Annotated in this window: 16 protein-coding genes; 15 read left to right on the forward strand and 1 reads right to left on the reverse strand. The window is 29.4% G+C overall.

Annotated elements, in window-relative coordinates; genetic code table 11:
• The first annotated feature begins 2 nt into the window (after nucleotides 1-2).
• From J2Z24_RS03265 to J2Z24_RS03305, 11 genes are all read left to right on the forward strand, one after another.
• The gene (locus tag J2Z24_RS03265) at nucleotides 3-1418 is read left to right on the forward strand and encodes a lipopolysaccharide biosynthesis protein (protein WP_035147892.1); all 1416 of its coding nucleotides are present in this window, start codon (nucleotides 3-5) and stop codon (nucleotides 1416-1418) included.
• Between the two features lie 345 nt (nucleotides 1419-1763).
• A complete protein-coding gene (locus J2Z24_RS03270) occupies nucleotides 1764-2675 on the forward strand; it encodes a hypothetical protein (protein WP_181573765.1) in 912 nt (303 codons plus the stop codon).
• The gene (locus J2Z24_RS03275; protein ID WP_035147897.1) at nucleotides 2668-3843 is read left to right on the forward strand and encodes a polysaccharide pyruvyl transferase family protein; all 1176 of its coding nucleotides are present in this window, start codon (nucleotides 2668-2670) and stop codon (nucleotides 3841-3843) included. The genes J2Z24_RS03270 and J2Z24_RS03275 overlap by 8 nt, the downstream gene beginning before the upstream one ends.
• Nucleotides 3836-4831: a Coenzyme F420 hydrogenase/dehydrogenase, beta subunit C-terminal domain gene (locus J2Z24_RS03280; protein ID WP_051593251.1), complete on the forward strand. Its 996-nt coding sequence runs from the start codon at nucleotides 3836-3838 to the stop codon at nucleotides 4829-4831. The genes J2Z24_RS03275 and J2Z24_RS03280 overlap by 8 nt, the downstream gene beginning before the upstream one ends.
• Nucleotides 4832-4833: 2 nt before the next feature.
• Nucleotides 4834-5049: a 4Fe-4S dicluster-binding protein gene (locus J2Z24_RS03285; protein WP_035147898.1), complete on the forward strand. Its 216-nt coding sequence runs from the start codon at nucleotides 4834-4836 to the stop codon at nucleotides 5047-5049.
• A 1-nt stretch (nucleotide 5050) separates the two neighbouring features.
• A complete protein-coding gene (locus tag J2Z24_RS21865; protein ID WP_372440064.1) occupies nucleotides 5051-5179 on the forward strand; it encodes a hypothetical protein in 129 nt (42 codons plus the stop codon).
• Nucleotides 5180-5185: 6 nt separating this feature from the next.
• The gene (locus tag J2Z24_RS21870; RefSeq protein WP_372440065.1) at nucleotides 5186-5356 is read left to right on the forward strand and encodes a GDP-mannose 4,6-dehydratase; all 171 of its coding nucleotides are present in this window, start codon (nucleotides 5186-5188) and stop codon (nucleotides 5354-5356) included.
• A 369-nt stretch (nucleotides 5357-5725) separates the two neighbouring features.
• Nucleotides 5726-5875: a hypothetical protein gene (locus J2Z24_RS21875; RefSeq protein ID WP_372440066.1), complete on the forward strand. Its 150-nt coding sequence runs from the start codon at nucleotides 5726-5728 to the stop codon at nucleotides 5873-5875.
• A gap of 46 nt (nucleotides 5876-5921) precedes the next feature.
• Entirely contained in the window at nucleotides 5922-6914 is a 993-nt protein-coding gene (locus J2Z24_RS03295) for an NAD-dependent epimerase/dehydratase family protein (protein ID WP_035147901.1), read from the forward strand.
• Nucleotides 6915-8045: 1131 nt separating this feature from the next.
• Entirely contained in the window at nucleotides 8046-9287 is a 1242-nt protein-coding gene (locus tag J2Z24_RS03300; RefSeq protein ID WP_035147902.1) for an ABC transporter permease, read from the forward strand.
• Entirely contained in the window at nucleotides 9280-9954 is a 675-nt protein-coding gene (locus tag J2Z24_RS03305; RefSeq protein WP_035147903.1) for an ABC transporter ATP-binding protein, read from the forward strand. Before J2Z24_RS03300 ends, J2Z24_RS03305 begins: the two co-directional genes overlap by 8 nt.
• Nucleotides 9955-10016: 62 nt before the next feature.
• Here J2Z24_RS03305 and galU read toward each other — a convergent pair whose 3' ends face one another.
• Entirely contained in the window at nucleotides 10017-10922 is a 906-nt protein-coding gene (gene galU / locus J2Z24_RS03310; RefSeq protein WP_035147905.1) for a UTP--glucose-1-phosphate uridylyltransferase GalU, read from the reverse strand.
• Nucleotides 10923-11379: 457 nt separating this feature from the next.
• Between galU and J2Z24_RS03315 the strand changes: the two genes are divergently transcribed.
• From J2Z24_RS03315 to J2Z24_RS03330, 4 genes are all read left to right on the forward strand, one after another.
• Complete coding sequence (locus J2Z24_RS03315; RefSeq protein ID WP_035147906.1) at nucleotides 11380-11901, forward strand: VanZ family protein; 522 nt, start codon at nucleotides 11380-11382, stop codon at nucleotides 11899-11901.
• A gap of 118 nt (nucleotides 11902-12019) precedes the next feature.
• The gene (locus tag J2Z24_RS03320; RefSeq protein ID WP_051593253.1) at nucleotides 12020-14596 is read left to right on the forward strand and encodes a cell wall-binding repeat-containing protein; all 2577 of its coding nucleotides are present in this window, start codon (nucleotides 12020-12022) and stop codon (nucleotides 14594-14596) included.
• Between the two features lie 22 nt (nucleotides 14597-14618).
• Nucleotides 14619-16871, forward strand: a complete 2253-nt coding sequence (locus tag J2Z24_RS03325) for a cell wall-binding repeat-containing protein (protein ID WP_035147908.1) — start codon at nucleotides 14619-14621, stop codon at nucleotides 16869-16871.
• Nucleotides 16872-17041: 170 nt separating this feature from the next.
• Nucleotides 17042-21892: a DUF5050 domain-containing protein gene (locus J2Z24_RS03330; RefSeq protein WP_051593254.1), complete on the forward strand. Its 4851-nt coding sequence runs from the start codon at nucleotides 17042-17044 to the stop codon at nucleotides 21890-21892.
• Nucleotides 21893-21989 lie beyond the last annotated feature (97 nt).

A 21989-nucleotide genomic window follows, 5' to 3' on the forward strand; every position in this document is an offset into this window, starting at 1 on the left:
AAATGGATAAAAAATTAATTGTAAAAAATTTCGCATATGCGTTTTTGGCTAATGGTGTTCAATTGTTACTAAGTGTTATGATGACGCTGGTTATATCAAAAATTTTAGGTGTTAATGAATATAGCTATTGGCAGTTATTTATATTTTATTCAAATTATGTGGGATTTGTTCAATTAGGGCTAAATGATGGAATTTATCTAAAGTATGGAGGTTATGATTATAAGGAATTACCATATGATAAACTAAAAACACAATTTATAATTATGATGATACAACAGGCGATTATCACTGTAATTATAGCAAGTGCCTGTTTGTTGCTCTTAGATAATAATGATCGGAAGTTTGTTATTGTTATATTGGCTTTGTATGCTATTATAGTTAATGTAAATAGATTTTTTGGATATATTTTTCAAACTACAAATAATACGTCATGGTTCTCGATTTCTATAATAATAGACCAGTGTTCATTTGTAGTAATCGCTATAGCTAGTTTATTGTTTGGCTATAAAAACTATCAGCTTTTTATAGTTTTCTATACAGTGACAAAGTTATTTACCCTTATATATTGTGTATATAAGGGAAAAGAAATATTATCTACTAAATTTAGAATTAATAAAAATGGTTTTAGAGAATATAAGGGCAACCTTGCTCCTGGAATGAGTCTATTAATAGCTAATATGGTTAGCTCGTTTATTATTGGTATTTCTAGAGTTTTAGTAGATGTCAAATGGGGAATCGAAACTTTCGGAAAAATTTCTTTTTCAATTTCATTGACTAATTTTTTTCTTGCTTTTATAGCTCAGATTAGTATGGTGGTTTTCCCAGTACTTAAAAGAGTAGATAAGAATAATTCCAATTCAATATATAAAATGCTTCATGATATTGTTAACATAATACTGCCAATTATTTATGTCCTATATGTGCCTATAGGCATAATTTTATTACATTGGTTACCACAATACAAAGAGAGTATAGCCTATTTGGGATATATGATACCGATTTGTGTTTTTGATGGGAAAATGCAATTATTGAGTACAACATATTATAAGGTGTTACGAAAAGAAAAGACTCTTTTAAGAATCAATATATCTACGTTGATTATGAATACATTGCTAAGTTTATGCTCAGTATTTATATTTAATAATGTATTAGCTGTAGTATTTAGTATTGTATGTGCAATTATTATGAGGAGCATAATTGCAGATGTGATTTTGTGTAGATATCTTAATTGTAGCTTTATTAAGAGTATCATTCAAGAATTGATATTTGCACTTTTGTTTATTATTGCTAATATTATTTTAAGTAGCTATATATCATTTGCTATATTAGTAATGTTTTATGGTGCATATTTATTATTTAACAAAGAAAAAATTTTAGAAATAAAAAATTTTATATTCTATTTACAGAAGGGTAAATAAAAAATGGGAAAAAATAAAATTAAAAGAAATTCAATATTATATATTGTGATATTTACTTTGGCATTGTGTGCAATTCTAATTTTGCCGAAGAATAGAGAAGTGTTAATGATATTTAATCTTTTCCTTCTGTTAATTACAATTATTAAAGCAAAATTTTCTCTAATATCACTATGGTCAATTATCAATAATTATGTGTTAGTTAATGTATATTTTTATGAATTGACTGGAACGGCATATGGCATTTTAGGTCTAACAAGTAATATCTATTTTAATGATATGCTTTTTTATATGTTGATATACAATTTCAGTTTGTTCTTTTGGGGAACTTGCACGGATTATTGTAGATTGGAAAAAGAAATGCTTACATATGATAGTACGTATTTTAGTAAACAAATGAGTAGTATATATGCAATTATTGGTATTATTTTTGCATATATTGCTTTTCCTCAAATGCCATTTACATTTAACAGTAATACACGTTTTTCTGCTTTGCTTCCAGGAAATGGATGGAATCATTTTTCTATTGTTGCACTATTATTTGCAATGCCTGGATTGAGAAAAAATAGGATTGTTCAATTTTCGTATTTGTTTGTTTGTTCATGGTTTCTTATGCATTATGAGAGAGTAGATATACTTGGACTTATAATAGCTATATTATTAATATATGTGGTCAAAACAAGCAAAAATATTAAATTATCTACTGTTCTGAAAGTAGGAATTATCGTTACGCTGATTTTTATTATTTTAAGTTATGTTGGAGAAAGACGAACTGGCAATGTATCCTTTGGTATTTCGGATGTTTTAGCAAAATTAGTTTCTCAAAATACAGCATCAGATATAGGATATGTATATAATAGCTCATGTGATTTTGTAAAAAATGACAATTTGTTATATGGTAAAACTTATTTGACATATATTGAAGGATTGATTCCACTTGTTGATACACCATATAGAGCCGGATTGATCATTAAAAATTTGTACAATACACCTGGTGGTGAGTTTATCTTAACAGAGCCTTTGATTAATTTTGGAATGTTAGGAGTTATTATTATACCTAATATTTATTTATTCATATTTAAAATAATATTAAAGAAGAGAACCGTATTACGTTATAATTTATATATTTTTTTGATTGTTACAGCATTTAGATATTTATGGTATGGATTTAGTTATATAGAAACAGCAGTTATATGGTTCATACCATTACTATATTTATTATATAAATTCCTTAGATTGAGAGGTGTATCATATGGATAAAATCGGGATAGTAAACTGCTTTCAAATTAAAAATTATGGTAGTGTACTTCAATCTCTGGCATTAGAATATATTTTATATGATTTAGGATATGAGGGAGAAAGCATTTATTATAGCAACAAAAAGAATATACGTGACATCATTTCGTATTTGCCACAAATATTTGTACCGTCAATACGAAAAATGAAATTCGTAGCTATAAAAAAGAAGTTATATTTAAAATTACATAACAAGCAGCTTAAGACACTGATAAATAAGAGAAACGATAAATTTTTATCATTTGTTAATAACAACTTTCATTTAACGAAGTGTATTAGACAATACCAACAATTGCCAGAGCAAAGTAAAAAATATAGCGCTGTTGTATTAGGAAGTGATCAAGTTTGGCATCCTATAAATTTAGGAAGTCACTACTACACTTTAGAGTGGGTACAAGATTCAATTCCTAAGATTACATATGCTTCTAGCTTTGGTGTGAGCACAATACCATCAATTCAATGTGCTACCACAAAACGTTATTTAGCAAGGTTGGATGCAATTTCGGTTCGTGAAAAGGCGGGAGTAAGTATTGTAAAGAATCTTATTGGAGTAGAACCTTCATTAGTTGCTGATCCTACATTACTTGTAGATGTCAATCAGTGGTTTTCGCTTAAGAAAAATCCTGAATTGAATGAGAAGTATATTTTTTGTTATTTTTTAGGGGATAATGAATCTCATAGAGATTTAGCTGAAAAGTTAGCCAAAGAAACAGGATTGAAGATTGTAACGATACCGTTTATGGATGAAATCGTAAATAGAGATTTTGAATTTGGTGATTATAAACTTTTTGATGTTGACCCGAGTGACTTTTTGGGATTGATTTATAATGCAGAATATATTTTAACCGATTCGTTCCATGGAACTGTTTTTTCAATTGTATTTAAAAAGCAATTTTTGACGTTCAACAGATATGCTGGAAAAAATGGTTCAACAAATTCAAGAATTGATACTTTACTTAATATGTTTAATTTAGAGTCTAGACGTTATCATCAAGATATTGATGGTTCAGATATTGTAAATCAGTTAAATCAATATATTCCATATGACACTGTAGAAACTAGGATAGATGAATTAAGAAATAATAGTAAACAATTCTTAAGTAAAGCCTTGAGGAGATTGACCAATGAGTAATAATTTAGGTTACATAGTTCAAAATGTGAATATTGATGTACGAATGTCTAGCGCTTCAGGTGGCGCATTCACAGCTTTGGCACAAAATATTATAAATAAAGGTGGAATTGTATATGGTGCAGTTCTAGATGATAATCTGGAAGTTTGTCATAAGAGAATAACGAGAATCGATGATATTACTTCATTACGAGGTTCTAAGTATGTTCAAAGTAATCTTAAAAATACTTTTTCTGAAGCATTTTCTGATTTACAAGCTGAAAGCTTAGTTCTATTTAGTGGTACACCTTGTCAAATTGCTGGTTTAAAGTCTTACTTAAGAAAAGAATATGATAATTTGTACACTGTTAGTGTAGCTTGTAAAGGTGTAGCATCTAATAAATTCTGGGAAGAATATAAAGCATATCAAGAATCTAAATACAAAAGTAAGATAGAGAATGTTAAGTTTAGAGATAAACATTATGGATATTCCACTGCATCGATGGCTTTATCGTTTGAATATGGAAAAAACTATTACAAAGGATATGAAGAAGATCCATTTTTATTTTTTTATGTAAAAGAAATGATATCACGTCCGAGCTGTTCGAAATGTTACTTTAAAATTGAAAGTAATCCTAGCGATATTGTGATTTTTGATTGTTGGCATATTTATAAAATGCAGAAGGAAATGGATGATAATAAAGGTACAACTTCAGTAATTGTGAAAAATCTCAAAGGAAAGACTCTTTTGACAAACTGTATAGATTCTTTAAAAATTGTGGAGCATGATTGGAAAGAACTGATTGATTATGATGGAATTATGTTAGTAAAATCATTTCCTAAGAATTCTTATCGAGATGAAGTTTTTATGGATTTGAACAGTCATGGTATAGAGCATTGTATTAAAAAATATATGAACTTAAATACTAAAGTCAAATTAAAATCCATTTTAAAAGTATTATTGTATAAACTAGGTATGCTAAATAAGTTAAAGCGAATTAAGGGGAAATGATTATGAATAATGAAATAAAAGTACCCGTTTTATATATTGATAAATATGACTGTTGTGGATGTAGCGCATGTAAGATGGTATGTTCTAATGAGGCAATTAAAATGCTTTATGATAATGAAGGCTTTTTGTACCCTAAGGTTAATAATAATAAATGTGTAGGATGCAATAGCTGTATAGCAATTTGTCCAATTAAGAAATTAAAAAAAGGAGATTGTTAGTATGGCATCAAAACCGATTATAGTTACTGGTAGTAACGGTTTTTTGGGAAGCAACTTTATATTTCATATGTTAGATATCTATTTAACACCGGCATCAATAATAGATGTAAATGAATCTATTGCAGGTTGAGAAGCAATGTATAAGCTGTTTGAAGAAGAGAAGTTGGATGTCGTGGTGAACTTTGCAGCGGAATCACATGTGAATCGTTCCACCAAGAATCTGGAAGCATTCCTAGATAGCAATATTAAAGGAACGGAAGTGCTGATGGATGATTGTGGCAGGTGTAATATTGAAATATATCATTAGGAAGGTACTGGCTAAGTTTACAGATATCTGCCACTTGGCAAATCGCATATGTTCTTTATAGGGAAGATACATCAATTCATACAAGTAGTTCTTCTAAGGTTGGAGTGACCTGATAGTGTTTGTATACCATAGAACTTGTGGTCTGCTTGTTATCAATCGTTGTGCTAATAACTAAAACTCATATCATTTTCTAGAGAAGCTGATACTGCTTATGATTGCCAATGCGCTGAATGGTAAGTCGCTTCCGGTCTATGGTAGGGTTGAGAACATACGCGACTGACCTACATAGAGGATCATTGCTGAGCAATGGATCTGATTATTCATAAGGTGTGTGTCGGTGAAGTCTATAACGTAGGCGAACACAACGAAATGAAGAACATAGATATCGTAAAAGCTATGACATGTGTTATGCTATTGACCCTACTAAGACTTTCAATAAGTTTGGATGGTTATTGGAAACAAAGTTTGAAGATAATATTAAGAAAACCATCCAATAGTGTTTGGATAACAAAGAATTAATATGAGAAGATGTATAGTGATTTTAGATAGATACTAGAGGTGTGATATGAATATTTTGGTTACAGGTGGAACTGGATTTATTGGTGAATATTTTATTCCGCAATTATTAGAGAAGAATCATTCTGTGCGGCTATTAGTCAGAAACATTGAGAAAGCAAGGAGATTGTTTGGAGATAGTTGTGAGTATTTTTTGGCTGATATAAATGATAAGAAGTCATTAAAAGGTTGCTGTGATGGCATTGACATTGTATACCATATGGTAGCAAAAGTTGGAAATCAATTGCCTACAGAAAAAACAATGGCTGAGTTTAGAAAGGTTAACGTTGAGGGGACAAGAAACATAACAGAAGAAGCAAAGAAATCAGGTATTAAGAAGTTTATCTTTGTAAGTTCAATTGCTGCAATGGGTATTGTTCACGAAACACTGATTTCTGAAAAAAGTAAATGCACACCATACCTGCCATATCAGATTTCAAAGTATGAAGCAGAACAGATGCTTAATAAGGAATTTATTGAGAATAACTTCCCCGTTATAATAATTAGACCGACGAAGGTATATGGTGTTGGCGAACATGAATATTCTTATCTATCTTTAGCTAAGCTTTGTAGGAAAGGCTTCTTCCCGCGTGTTGGAAGAGGTAAGAATTATGTATCCAATGTATATGTAACGGATTTAGTTCAGGCACTCGTTAATCTTATTGACAATGGAAAATTTGGTGAGATATACATAATTACGTCTGCTCAATCAATTACGTTTGAAGATTCAGCAAAGATAATAGCAATGACTATGGGAGTAAAAATTCATTTTATTCCTGTTCCAAAGGGACTTATGATCTTTGTAGCCAATGTTTTTGAAAAGATATTTAACATCATGCGCAAGAAGCCTCCGGTTACAAAGAAGAATGTTGAAGCAACAGTGACTGATAGAGTATATGATATTTCTAAAGCTAGAGAGGACCTAAATTATAATCCGGAAGTGCATATGGTTGATGGAGTAGCTCGAGTAGTTGAGTGGTATATGAAGGACAAAATCGTATAACCCCTTCATCCCTCATCTTTCTGTTTCTCTGTTTCTCAAGAGGTTGAGTAGCAAGTTCAGCTACGTCTCGCAATGGTCAGTCCTATAGCCATCAACATTAGATAGGTTTTTGCTTACCTAATAGTTTCTTAAATTAAATTTAATATATTGGAAACATCAATTATTTAGTAATACTATATTGGAAGATATAAATTAAATTATTAGCCACTTAAATACAAATGTAATAATATAAGAATGTTTTTGTAATTTATGGTGTATTAAGTTGTTTAAATTGTCAATGATTCCAATTCACGTTCTTTAATTTTTACATTACTTACTATAATACATGGAGTTTTTTTCTTTATTTTTTAACTTAATGCCATCTTTTGATATGGATTTTATTGCCTGATAAAAAAATTAATTAATCCTATCTCATCATAGAATATTTTCTCTTGTAGGTTTCCAAAACGCTCTTTCACAATGTAAAAGGGTTTAAGCTCACTAATTTTTTCTTTTTTATCTTCAGGGATAATAGTAAGTTTGATCAAGACCTCGTAACGACACTTGGAGTTTGTGAACAGATTGTAAACAAAATAAAAAGAAAATTAATATAAATACTGTAAAAAACCAAGTTAGAAAAATTAACTATTGTTTTTTCTAGCCATCCTAAGAATACGGAGTAAAAATTGTTTTAATGGGTAGAATCAAATACACAAACTAACTGGAGATATATAGATATAACTGAATATGAGTTAAGAATATTGTATCTAGGAACAGCTTATCATATAATCATTATAGGAAATCATATAAAGATAAGCAGTATAATAGAAGAAGCATTAAAATGATCTTAGATAATTGCAAAAAAAATGGTATACAAGCAAATAAAGCAATATGTTTGAACTAATATTAAACAAATAAGATCAATTAAATAAATTTTAATAAACATGGAAGACTAAAAAAGTTTCCATGTTATTTTTTACGAAATTTTAAGGTACTAGCTACCTATAAAAAAATTTTGACAAATTAACTTTAATGCAATAATCTAATTTATATAGACATAGACATGTAAGGGTGGTGAGAGGCTTTAAGATTTTATCTGCATATAGTCGTAAATTTTATGATTATTAAAATATATAGTAAGTAGGTGTTAAAATGTTTACGTCAATGAAAATAGCTTTTAGGTTTTTAACTAAGGGCAAGCTTCAAAGTTTTATGATAATATTAGGTATTGCTATAGGGGTATCTGTTCAAATATTTATAGGATTACTTAGTAAAGGATTAGAAGGAAGTCTGTTAAGCAAAGTGGCTGGTAGTGCTACTCATATTGCCATATACTCTAAAAATAGTGATATATCTAATTATAAGTTAATAGAGAATAAAATAAAAACCGTTGAAGGTATTTCAACTATTTGTCCTGAATTAAATAAACATGCAGTTATAAAAGTTGATGACAAAAACTCTGAGCAGAATGTTGAAAATGAAATTAAAAATAAAAATGAAATTAAAAGTAAAATTGCATACGAAAATGAAGAAAAAAAAGGTAAACGAGAGGGAATATACTTAAGGGGTTTTATGCTAGATAGAATGAATAAACTATATAATATGGAAAGTAAAATTTATAAAGGCAAAATGGCCTATAAAGATAATGAAGTTATTATTGGAAAAGATTTAAATGAAAAACTAGGAGTAAATATTGGGGACAAGGTCACCCTACTTACTTCGGATGGTAATGATTTAGAAGTAGTGGTAACAGGATTTTATGATATTGGAGCAGTAAAAGTTAATAGCAGCTGGGTTATAACAAATTTAGCGACAGTTCAAAAATTAACAGGAGTAGGGGATAAAATTAATGCAATAGAAATGGGATTAAAAGACCCTTATGTGGCAGATGTAATGGCAAAGAAATTAGAAAAGATATTAGGAGATAAAAATTTAAAATTTGAAAATTGGAAAGAGCAAAATAAGATGTTGGTTAGTGCTATGTCCGGTCAAAAGATTTGTACTATTATAATCCAATTCTTTGTACTTTTAGCTACGGTGTTGAGTATAGTAAGTATATTAGGTATAAGTGTAGTTCAAAAATATAGACAAATAGGAATTTTAAAGGCAATGGGGACAAAGGATGGCTCCGCTTCTTCAATATTTTTGTTTCAAGCTTTTATGTTAGGAGTATTAGGAACTTTACTAGGTGTTTATCTTAATTTTGTATATATTCAAGAGTTTAATAAACACATAGTTACTGCAGATGGAAAACCAATAGTAGACATTATAATAAATAAAAGATTTATATTGATTTCTGCTGGTATAGATATTATAGCTTCAACTATTGCAGCATTTTTTCCAGCTATAAAGTCCTTTAAATTAAGTCCAGTGGAGGTAATAAAGAATGGCTAACATTATAGAGCTTAAAAATATAAATAAGATATATGGAAGAAGAGTAAAAACTCAAGTATTATATGATGTGAATTTAAATATTGAGGAAGGTTCTTTTAATTCTATTATTGGTGCCTCTGGAAGCGGGAAGACCACTCTTTTGAATATAATAGGCACTTTAGATAAACCTACCAATGGACAAGTTACTGTAGATGGGAAAAGAATAGATAAAATGGGAAGATGGTCTTTAGCGTCACTTAGAAATAAAAACATTGGTTTTGTATTTCAATTTCATTATTTGCTTCCTGAGTTTAATGTTATAGAAAATGTTTTAATGCCTCATACTATAAAAAGACTTTTTAATGGAAAAAAGGCTAAAAATAGGGCGGAGGAATTATTAGAATTGGTAGGACTAAATTCCATTAAAAAGAAAAAAGTGTATGATTTATCTGGAGGACAACAGCAAAGAGTTGCTATAGCAAGATCACTTATGAATAATCCTAAAATAATTCTTGCAGATGAACCTACAGGAAATTTGGATTCTCATTCTTCTACAGATGTATATAAAGTATTTAGAGATGTAAATGAAAAGTTTAAAACCACTTTTTTAGTAATAACTCATGATGATAGAATAGCTAAAAAATGTGATAGAATTATACAGATAGAGGACGGAAAAGTATCAGGATAAAATTATAGTTACATAAATTAGGAGAGAACTTTATTAAAGGTTCTCTCCTAATTAAATATACTCTATTCTTTCTGTAAAGAGGCAGAGAATTCTTTATAAAACTTATTTTCTTTTAAGGTAGATAAATATTTTAAGAAAGGCTCTCTTAAATCCTCTCTTTTTAGTGCAAATTCTACTGTAGCTTGTAAAAAGCCAAGCTTATCACCTACGTCATATCTTCTTCCTTCAAAAATGTAGGAATACATAGCTTCATCTTTAATTAAAGTTTTTAGAGCATCTGTAAGTTGAATCTCTCCATTTTTTCCAGGACAGGTTTTTTCTAATATATCAAATATTTTTGGAGTTATTATATATCTTCCTAGTATTGCTATATTGGAAGGCGCTTGTTCTACACTAGGTTTTTCTATTAAATCCTTTACTTTATAAACAGTATCTTCTATATGGAGTCCTTTTACAATTCCATATTTTGATACATTTTCTTTAGGCACTTCTTGTACACCTAAAATAGAGGTTTTATATTCATCATAGCAGTCTATAAGTTGCTTTAAACAAGGGGTTTTACTATCTACTATATCATCTCCAAGCATAACTGCGAAAGGTTCATTACCCACAAAGGTTTTTGCGCAGCTTATGGCATGACCTAATCCTTTAGGTTCTTTTTGTCTTATGTAATAGATATTTGCCATATTAGAAATCTGTTTTACCATAGATAAAAGCTTTGATTTATTATGTTCTTCTAATTCTTTTTCTAGTTCAATGGATTTATCAAAGTGATCTTCTATAGCTCGTTTATTTCGTCCTGTTATTATAAGTATTTCTTCTATACCAGAACATACGGCTTCTTCTATTATATATTGTATAGTAGGTTTGTCTACTATAGGAAGCATTTCTTTAGGTTGAGCTTTTGTAGCAGGTAAAAATCTTGTACCTAATCCTGCTGCAGGTATTACTGCTTTTCTAACTTTCATTTTTTCAAGTCCTTTCCTGGTATATTTTTTAACCTCATTTTATTATTCTCTAAAAATATTACAAAATCCTCTTTATTATTTAAATTAAATAGTTTTTTTAATTACATATTATAAAAATTAAATAAATAAAAAAAGAATCATTTTGATTCTTTTTTATAGATAAGATATAGCAGTAACAATTCCTGCCACTAATATTATAGCAAGTATGGATATAGTCCATGTGACTTTTTTTAGATGTTTTTTTCTTGCTTCAATAGGACTTAATTGTTGCACAATAGTTCACCTCTTGTATGTAAAAATTCACTAAAAAATTTAAAATGGTTAATATTATATTAAATTCCAATTACAATTATATAATCTTTTAACTATGAATACAATAATTTTTCCATAGTTAATATTGTGTTTAAATGGAATCTTAGGTTAGAATATGTTTATGCTTAGGAAGAAGGGTGATAATTTGAAAAGATATATTTATATAATTTTATGCCTACTTTGGATGGTATTTATTTTCTATAATTCTTCTAACACAGGGATTGAATCCAATAAAAAAAGCCATGAAATATTAAATGATATAAAAAATATATATAGCAAAATAGGAGAAAGTTCCACAAAGATTAGTGAAAATAATTCAAAAGTCTCCGAGAAAAAACATAGTAAATCATTAACTAAGGAAGAAAATAAAAAAAATTATTACAGAAATGAAAAGTTTAATTTGTTTTTAAGGAAAAATGCCCATGCATTTGAATATTTAGTATTAGCTTTGCTTTTAGCAAACATTTTTTATGCCTTTGGAGTAAAGGGGAAAAAAGCTATTATATATATTTTATTTATATGTCTTTTTTATGCTGTTACTGATGAATATCATCAATTATTTGTTAGAGGAAGAACCTCATCTGTTGAAGATGTTATAATTGACTTTTGTGGAAGTTTAAGTGGTATTTTCTTATATTATTTAATTTTTTTCAAAAAAAGATTTTAATTTTACAAAGTGATTATTAAAATGTCACAAATATGTCCTATTATAGGTAAAGAATTTAAAAAAAGGCACGACAACCATAGTAAAAAGTATATTAATTTTGACTAAAAAGGGTGAGTTTATGATAAGAAATAGAAAATGGCTATTAAGTTTTTTGTTAGGGGCAATAGGTAGTACAGTTATAAATTTTAATGTTTGTGCATCACCTATTAAAAATAGAATTTATGGTGAGGATAGATATGTAACTTCTGCTAAAGTAGCAGAAGCAGGTTGGGAAAATTCATATTATGCGGTTATAGCTTCTGGAGAAAATTTTCCGGATTCACTAAGTGCAGTTACTTTAGCTAAAAAATATGATGCACCTATTTTACTTACAAATAAAAACTATCTTAATTCCAATACAAGAAGTGAATTGAGAAGGATGAATGTTAAGAAAGTCTTTATTATAGGAGGATTAGGATCTGTAAGCTATGCTGCTGAAAGTTCAATAAAGTCTATGGGGATTTCTGTAGAAAGAATAGGTGGTAAAGACAGATATGAAACCAGTGTTAAGATTGCTAATAAACTAGGAAGTCCTAGATCAATATTTTTAGTTACTTCAAATCACTATGTAGATGCCTTATCTATAGCACCTATAGCTTCTAAAAAAGGTTCATCAATACTTTTAGTACCTAAAAATTATACTCCAGAATATATTAAGGAATATGTTAAAAGAAAAAGATTTGATAAAGTTTATGTAGTAGGGGATTCTAGCGTAATAAGTGATAATGTGGTTAGAGATTTTGAAGATTCAGTTCAAGACTATAATACAAACATAGAGAGAATACCAGGAGATAGCAAAACCGGTAAAGATAAAACTAAAACCTATGATATTTATGAAAGAAATTTAAATATAGGAGCTAAGTTTGAAAATGAACTTAATTTATACAAAAACATTTATATAGCTTCAGGACAGAGTTTTGCAGATGCACTTTCAGTTGGAGCTTTAGCAGCGAAAAAAGAGGCTCCTATTATGATGATAAATCCTAAGGATGGAAATCTTTTAAAAAGTTTTATATCTAAAAAATACGATGATATTCAAAATATGAATATAGTTGGAGGAACAGGAGTTATTTCTGAAAGCTATATGGACAGTATGATTGGATATTTTAAAGATGAAGAAATAGTATTCAATGATACAAATTTAAATAATGCAGTAAGAGAAAAGTTAGGTATAACAAATAAGAATAAGAGACTTTATAAATCTGACTTTGAAAAAATAACTTCTCTTGATTTAACAGATTGTCATATAAAAGATTTAACTGGTATAGAGGATATTACTACTATAAAGGATTTAAATCTAAGCAAAAATGATATAGAAGATATTTCACCTTTAAAGGATATGACAAGCCTTGTAAACTTAAATCTATCCAATAATAAAATAGTAGATATAGAAGATTTAAAGGAATTATATGATTTGAAGTCATTAAATTTATCCAAAAATAAAATATGGGATACGGACTATCTTGAAAAAAATATAAGACTTGAATATTTAAATTTATCAGGAAATGATATAAGTAGTATATCAAAATTAGATAAATTAACTAGACTTACTTATTTAGATTTAAGCAATAATGAGTCATTAGGTGGATTAAATGATATTTCTGAGTTAACTGATTTGACAGCACTTAAACTTAGCAATACTGGAATATCTAATTTAAGCTTCCTTGAGGATTTAGTAAATTTAACAGAATTGGATTTATCTAAAAATAGTATTGGCAATGTAAATGATCTTTCTAAGTTAAAGAAATTAAGAGTTCTTTATTTAAATGATAATAGCATAAATGATATAAAAGACTTAAAAGATTTAAAGGAGTTAAGAGAATTAAATCTTTGGGGAAACAAAATAGATGATGTAAGAGAATTGAGAAATTTAAGTAACTTAGAAAAATTAACTATAGATAAAGAGTTGTTAAATGATGATAATGAGGATGATTTAAAAACATTGTCAGTAAGAAACGTATATTATGAAGATACCTATTTAAGAGATTATGCAGATCCAAACGACTATTACAATAAAATAGATTCAAATAATAATCAGCTTGGAGAAGGAGAGTTTGAAGATGAGGAGCTAAATGATTTAAAACAACAACTTCTTACTTTTGAAAACATGTATGGATATAAATATAATCCTTATGAAGTGTTGTATAATTCTTATTCAGATGACAGATATAGAGGAGATGTTGAAAAATTCCTTCAAAAGGAGTTGGAAGTAGAGGCTTATATGAAGGATAGCAGTTATTCTTATGAAGTAAAGGCTATGATAAAAAAGGATTTTAAAGATGTTGTTAATAAGTATGCAATATTGGAAAAAAATCACCAAATGAATGAAAAGGTTAAAGCTTTAGAGATAAATTTAAAAACTAGTCTTACTGAAAAAGAAAAGAGAAGAATAAGAAATAAAATAAATTATACTTATGTAGACTATAGATTTGATTTTTATAAAAATGCAAATTATCTTTGTGAAAGACAAATGAAAGAACTTCAAGGTATGATAGAAGGATTAAAAATTGATGGAAGTTATAGTAGTAATGAAAGAATAAGAGAGTTAGAAGGGAATTTAAAGAATAAAAGGATAGAATATGCTATTATAAAAAGTAATTATGAAAAGTATTTTAACTATAGGAATTTCTTTGCTGTAGTTGATTCCTTAATCTAATATAAGGAGGTTTTTAATTGAGATGAATTTTAAGAAAAAGATGCAGTTGATTTTATCTATTGTATTTGCCGCCTCTACTTTAAATGTTCCAAAGGTACAGGCTGCTGAAATTACTACTAAAAGATTTGAAGGAGCAAATAGATATGAAACTGCAGCAAAAGTCTGTGAAGAAGGATGGAATGAAAATAGCGATTGGGCAGTAATTGTAAATGGAGAAAATTTTGCAGATGCTTTAAGTGCAGCTCCTCTTGCAAAGAAAAATAATGCCCCAATACTTTTAACCAATGGTAAGGTACTTAATATTTACACATCTATGCAGATTAATAGGTTAAAGGTGAAAAATGTATATTTAATAGGGGGAAAGGGAGTTATTTCTCAAAATGTAGAAGATGGTATAAAAGCTAGAGGAATCAAGGTAACAAGATTAGGGGGAAAGGATAGGTACGAAACTGCATTACTAGTAGCAGGCAAGGTTGGCAAGCCTAAGCAAATTGCTGTTGTAAATGGGAATGACTTTCATGATGCAGTATCTATAGCACCTATAGCTGCCCTAAAAGGAATGCCAATAGTTTTAGTTAATAAAAATTATATTCCACCTTCTGTAGTTAAATATTTAAGTTCAAATAAAAAAGTTGAACAAACTTATGTAATAGGTGGAGAAGATCAGATAAGTAGTAAAGTTTTTAAGGGTATTCCAAATGCTTTAAGGATTGGTAGTGGAGATTATTATAAAAGAAATATAGATGTAATAAATGCTTTTCAAAATGAATTGGATTTTAGTACAGTTTATATAGCTTCTGGTAGAGATTTTGCGGATGCTCTTTCTGCCTCAGCTATTGCACCAAAGACTTCATCCCCTATAGTTTTTGTTGGCAGTAGTTTAAATAGTTATACTAAAAATTTTATTCAAGGGAAAATAATAAATGATATAGGTATACTAGGAGGAACTGCTTCTGTAAGCTATGGTATGGAAACTACTATGAAGTATTTACCTTTAGAAGTATCAGATACAAACAATATTAAAAAAGATATATATCAAAATGAAGCATTTAATCCACCATCTACTATAGTAGTTACAGCAAGTGATGGAAGCAAAAAAGAGGTACAAGTTACTTGGAATCTAACAAGAGTAGATACTACAAAACCTGGAGTATATAATTTTATAGGTTCTATAGATGGATATGACAAGAAGGTTAATTTAACACTTGTAGTAAAACCTATTCCAGACAAGATTGAAGACATTGTTGCAGAGGCTGAAAGTAGATACAGTTACAATTTACCTAAGACTGTATCAGCTAAAATGACTGATGGAAGTATAAGCAGCGTATCTGTAGTATGGGACTATGGAACACAACAAAAGAGTAAACCTGGAACTTATGTATTTTATGGAACAGTGGAACATTATAAGAAAAAAGTTAAGCTAACTCTAAATGTTACTAATAAACCAAGTAATCAGATTATAAAAACTATAAATAATATAAAAGTAATAGTTCAGAGAAAATCTGATTTTAATTTACCAAGTACAGTTGTAGCCACTATGGAGGATAATTCTAAGAAGGATGTAAGAGTTACTTGGGGATCTGAAAAGAAATATCCTAATTATGAAGGTGTTTATACTTATGAAGGAATAGTTAGTGGATATAGCGGCAAGGTTAGACTTATGTTAATTGTTACTGGTGAAAATGGAGTGGATCCTAATGATCCTAACTATCCTGTAGATCCAGTGGATCCTAATAATCCAGATAATCCAGATGAGAATATCAAAGATTTAGGCGAACTTGGAGCTATAATGCAGGGAGAAGCATATCCAACTACTGTAATAGATCCAAGTACAAATAAACCTGTTCAAGTTTCTTGGACAAGAGCTGTTAATATCAATACTGACTTTATTGATGCAGAATATATAGATGATTGTAGAGTATCAAAGGTTACTTTAGAAGGAACTATAGGAGGAGCTAATGGTAAGAAGGTTAAAGCCACTATTGGAATAATTCCTAAGATTATAGGAATAACAACTGAAAATAACTATCCTAATATAGTACCTATAGTTATACCTGTAAATAGTAATGGAGTTTACGATATGTCACAAGCATCAGAAAAATTAAGAGCAGTGATAATAGGTAGTGATGGACATACTAGAACAGCTAAAAAGGTTAAGGTTCTTCTTTGGGACCCACCATATATTGATGTGGGTGATTCTCAAAACTATTATGTAAGAGCAACTATAAGTCACTATAATACTCCTGTTATGGTTACTTTAAAGATACAAAGATAAAAGCAAATATACAAAAAAATTAAAAGAGAACATAATTTATGTTCTCTTTTAATAAAATTTCGTGAAAATTACACGAATATAGTATCAAAGGAAGAAAAATTTTAATTAGCAAAATTTTGTCTTTAGGCAATAAATTGATAATCTTAATATATAAATGGAGGGAAGTATAAATGAAGAAAACCAAAATGATGGTTGTAACAGCCGGAATTGTATTTGGAGCTGGATCATCTGTGCAAGCTAAGTTACCTGCTAATTCCATAATAGTTGGATCTAATGTGTATAGTGCAGGGTATCTTTCTAATCCAAACAATTTGGCAATGGTAAATGACCAATTAATGAATAGTCTGGGTTTAATATACTTTGTAGATGATTCAGGAAAAGCAAAGGATGTATTTACTGGATCTGTAGTAGAAGATACCCAATTAGTTCAAAAAGTTGGAAATACTTTAACTTATTATACTGCAGTAGGTACAATGCAAAAGATAGTTACAGATTCTAATAATGAATTTACAGATCCTACAAATATGAACACAGATACATTTGCTATAATAAATGTAAGTTATAATCCCCTTACAACAGGATTAAATATGTATAATGTAAAAATAACTCGAATTGAAGGGGTAAGTAATGCAGCTTATTTTAAAATAGGAGATAGCAGTATTACTCCAATTAAAGATATAGTAAGATATTTTGGAGGAGCTACATCTGGAGGAAGTTTACTTTCTATATATGCTAGTGATGGATTAACGGAAATTGCTAATGGTTATGCAAATATAAAGCAAAATAGTAATATTGGTGGAGAGGAAAATGTTTCTGTTATTTTAACTCCAACAGCAGTACAAGATCCAACAGATAAGACAACCCATGGGAATACTGCTATAAATATATCTAACAATGGATTTGCTGCCATAGATAAAAATAATAAGTGGATATATTATCAAAATACAGGAGATAAGGACAAGCTTTATAAAAGAAGTGTAACTGGTGTAGAAGACTATGTTATAAGTAATGATAGTGCTGGATTTATAAATGTAGTTGGAGATTGGGTATATTATAGCAATTATGATGATAATGGAAAAATATATAAAATTAGAAATGATGGTACTCAAAAACAGAAAATAAGCGAGGATATGGCTTCATCTCTAAATGTAGTAGGAGACAAAATATATTATATAAATAACTCTGATAGAGGAAGAATATATATTATTGATTCACAGGGAAGAAGACAGCTTATATCAGATTCTGCTAAATTTTTAAGCGTTGGAGATAATTTTTTATTTTATGTAAATACTTCAGATGGGAATAAACTATATAGCTATGATTTATTAAGTAATAGAAAGTCAAAAATAAGTGACATAAATACTGCTTTTATAAGTGCATCAGGAGATTATTTAATTTTCTATACAGGTAAAGATGGAAAGCTTTATAGATCTACTAACTCCTTAATGCTTAATCCAGTTCCTATACCATTAATTACTAATATTCCTCAAAAAGGAGGAAAAGGTTCTGGAGATATGAAAGGGGTAGCAGATACAGCTACATCTATATGTGCAGTAGATGATAACAATATTTATTATAGAAGTCATGCAGATGGAGGTAAAATATACAAGCTAGATAATACAGGAAACGGATATAAAGTAGTAGATGCACCAGCAGATTATATCAATATAGTAGGAGACTCACTTTACTATACAAAGTCAGGTAAGGCTTATGTTATTCCTAAGGATTCAGATGGTACAGTAAAAGGAACACCAATAAAAAAACCAAAGTTAAATGAAAAGGTAGTAAAAGTAGAACCTTTTGATACATTTACTACAAGTGATATAACTAAGTTTAATTTTCCAGAAAGAGTATCTGCTATAATGAGTGATGGTACAATTCGTGAACTAGTAGTAGATTGGGATAAAAGTATTCCTAAACCAAAAAAAGGAGTATATAATTTTACAGGAAGTATATTAGGTTATGGAACTAAGGTTACTATGTCTGTAGCTTTAGATTCTGGAACATTAAATGCGGAGAGGGATGTTGTAGTTACAAATGAAATAGGAAGCAAGGATACTGTTAAAGTAACAGGAGCTGCTGCGAAATTAAATCCAGGAGATATAATAAATGTTTATAATGAATTGGGAGATGAAAAACCAATTAAAACAGCTGCTGTAGATAAAAATGGAAATGCTCTTGTATCTGGATTAAATTTAAATCCAGATGGCGGTGTTATTTATGTATCTATAACTAGAAAAGATAAAGCAGAAGGAAGTAAAATAACAGTAGCAGTTCCAGCAGAAGCACCAACAGGATTCTCTGTAGAAGCACAAACTGAACAGATAACTGGATTAAAGCCAAATAAACAATATAAGGTTTATATAAATGACTTAAGTACAGATGGTAGTATACCAGATTTACCTTTAGACTTTATATCAGTTACTTCTGACGATAAAGGTGTAATAACAGTAAGTGGAATGAAGAGTAAAATAACAAGCAATAAAGATAATAAGCAAATGCTTAGAGTTGTTGCTGTAGGTAATAAAGATAGTATGCCTTCATCACCAATAGAAATAAGCAAAGCAAAGGTTCCTGATTATGTATCTATTGATTTAATGCTTGGGAGAATTGTGGGAACTTCAGCTCAAATGCAATATAGATATAAGGATAGTGAAGAATGGAAAGATTGTCAGCCGGGAACAACAGGAATTTCTATGACAATGTCATTACAGGTACAAGTAAAGGTTAAAGCAGTAGGACCTGTTATGGAAAGTGATGTTGCTAAGTTTGGATTATTCCCAATGCCACAAATAAATGGAATTGAAAATGGTAAAATTTATGCGGTAAGTTCATTCCCAGATGTAACTTGGAGCCAAGATAATTCATCAAGTGGAATAAAATGTACTGCTACATTGACTAAGGATGGAAGTACAACAAATCTATTAAGTGATACAAATGCTGATGGAAAAATAGATGGAATAGATTTAAAGAAGAAGATTCAGGATAATGGAAATGGAGAGTATGTATTTACTGTAACTGCTACAAAAACTGATAGCAATATGACACCTTCTACGGCAACAAATAGTAAATCTATTAAGTTTACAGTTAACTCATCAGTACCAGGTAAGGCAGAAGTTACCATGACAGAGAAACCAGGAACTAAAAAAGTATCACCAACTGATCCAGATACTTATTATCAAGCAACTCCTGGTTGGACAGACTTAGCTGGAATTTATAGTAAAGCTACTCTTAAAATGACAAAGACTGCTTCAGGAACTGATGGAAATGTAACGTATACTGCTGTAGCTAATCCAGCAGAAGTATCTTTTATTAGAGGTAATACAATAACTCAGAACGGAGAATATGAACTTAAAGTTATAACAACAAGTAAGGAAAATGGAGCAGAAAATATTGTAACAGAGATATTTAGAGTTGATAACATCAATAAAGCAGTTTCACCAGATGTAGTTGGGGTAACTGAAGGCGGAGTATATAAGGATATTAAGACAGGTATAACTATAACTGATAAAGCAAATTGTAAGACTACAGCAACTATTATGCGTGATGGATATACTACACCATATAAATCAGGTGATGAGTTAACAGTAAATGGAAAATATGTGTTAATTCTTAATACTGTTAATGAAATTAATGGGCAACCTTTAGAAAAGAAGATTGCATTTACTATAGAAGATACAGGAAATGTATCTAGTGATGTACAAAATGTAATAGTAAATAATAATCCTTCAGGCGATGATACTATAGTTGTAAATGATACAATACCATTTGGAAGTACAATTAAAGTATATAGTGCTTCAGGAAGATTAATGGCATCACAAACTAATAATGGACCAGCAGGATCTGTAACTGTAACTATACCTGGAGGAATACCAGCTAGTGATGCTTATGTTTATGTAACAAGAACAGATTCAGGTAAAGAAGAAAGTAATAAGAAGAAAGTAGATGTAGATTTAGTACCAAGTATAAAATCAGTTTCACCGACAATATTAAAAGAAGCAGATACTAATGATGGAACTGTATCTGGAACTATAGTAGTTGAGATACAAAATGGAACTGTACAAGGAAATGTAAATGGACCAATAACTGTAACTCCAACTAATTTACCTGCAGGACTAACTTATAGTGCAGTAAAACTAGATGATACACACATAGGAATAACTATTTCAGGAAAAGCAACAAATCATACTAATGCTAATGATACTGATGAGTTAAGCTTTGCGATTTCAGCAGATCAAGTTGGTGGTTCAAATACTCAGGTATTAAATACAGGACATTTAACTATAGATTTTAATGATCAAGCAGAATTGAAAGCTTCACCAACAACTTTAACAGAAGCAGCAAGTAATGATGGAACTGTAACAGGAGACATAATAATAGAAGTTAAAAATGGAACATTTGTTGACCCAAGTATAACTGATACTAATACAGATAGTACTTCATATGTACGTGCAGCTAATTTACCAAGTGGATTACATTATAAGATGTCAAAAGTAGATAATACACATTTAAAAATATCTATTTCAGGAAAGACAACAGCACATGAAAATGCTAATGATGTAAATAATTTAGTTTTTACAATAGATAAATCTAAGATTATAGGCACAAATCAGGATTTGAATACAGAAAATATAATTATAGATTTTAAAGATAAATCAGCTATATCATATTCAGCTAATACATTTTCAGAAGCAACAACAAATGATGGAGCTATAAACAATAATACTCCAATAACTATTGTTCTTAGTGGAGATACACTTACTGGAAATAATAATGAGGATTTTGTTGCTACAGGAAAAGTATCTGTTAGTAATTGTCCAGATGGCTTAATTACTAAGGTAGTGAGAACAAGTTCAAATACGCTGTCAGTAACATTGGTAAATAAGGCAGCAAATCATACAAGTGCAAATAATGTAAATAATTTAACAATAACTTTTACTAATAGTGCATTTACAAATGAACCAGCATCTCAAATAATAGATTCTACTAAATCAGATTTAAAAATAAACTTTACTGATTAGGAATTGGGTGACAGGTGTTCGTTTAAAATTAATCCAGCAGTTTGAAATAAAGCTGCTGGATTTTAATATTTATATAAAAATGTATGTTTTTTATGTA

Origin of the sequence: Clostridium tetanomorphum (assembly GCF_017873215.1) — a bacterium.
In the GTDB taxonomy this organism is placed as follows: Bacteria; Bacillota; Clostridia; order Clostridiales; family Clostridiaceae; genus Clostridium_AO; species Clostridium_AO tetanomorphum.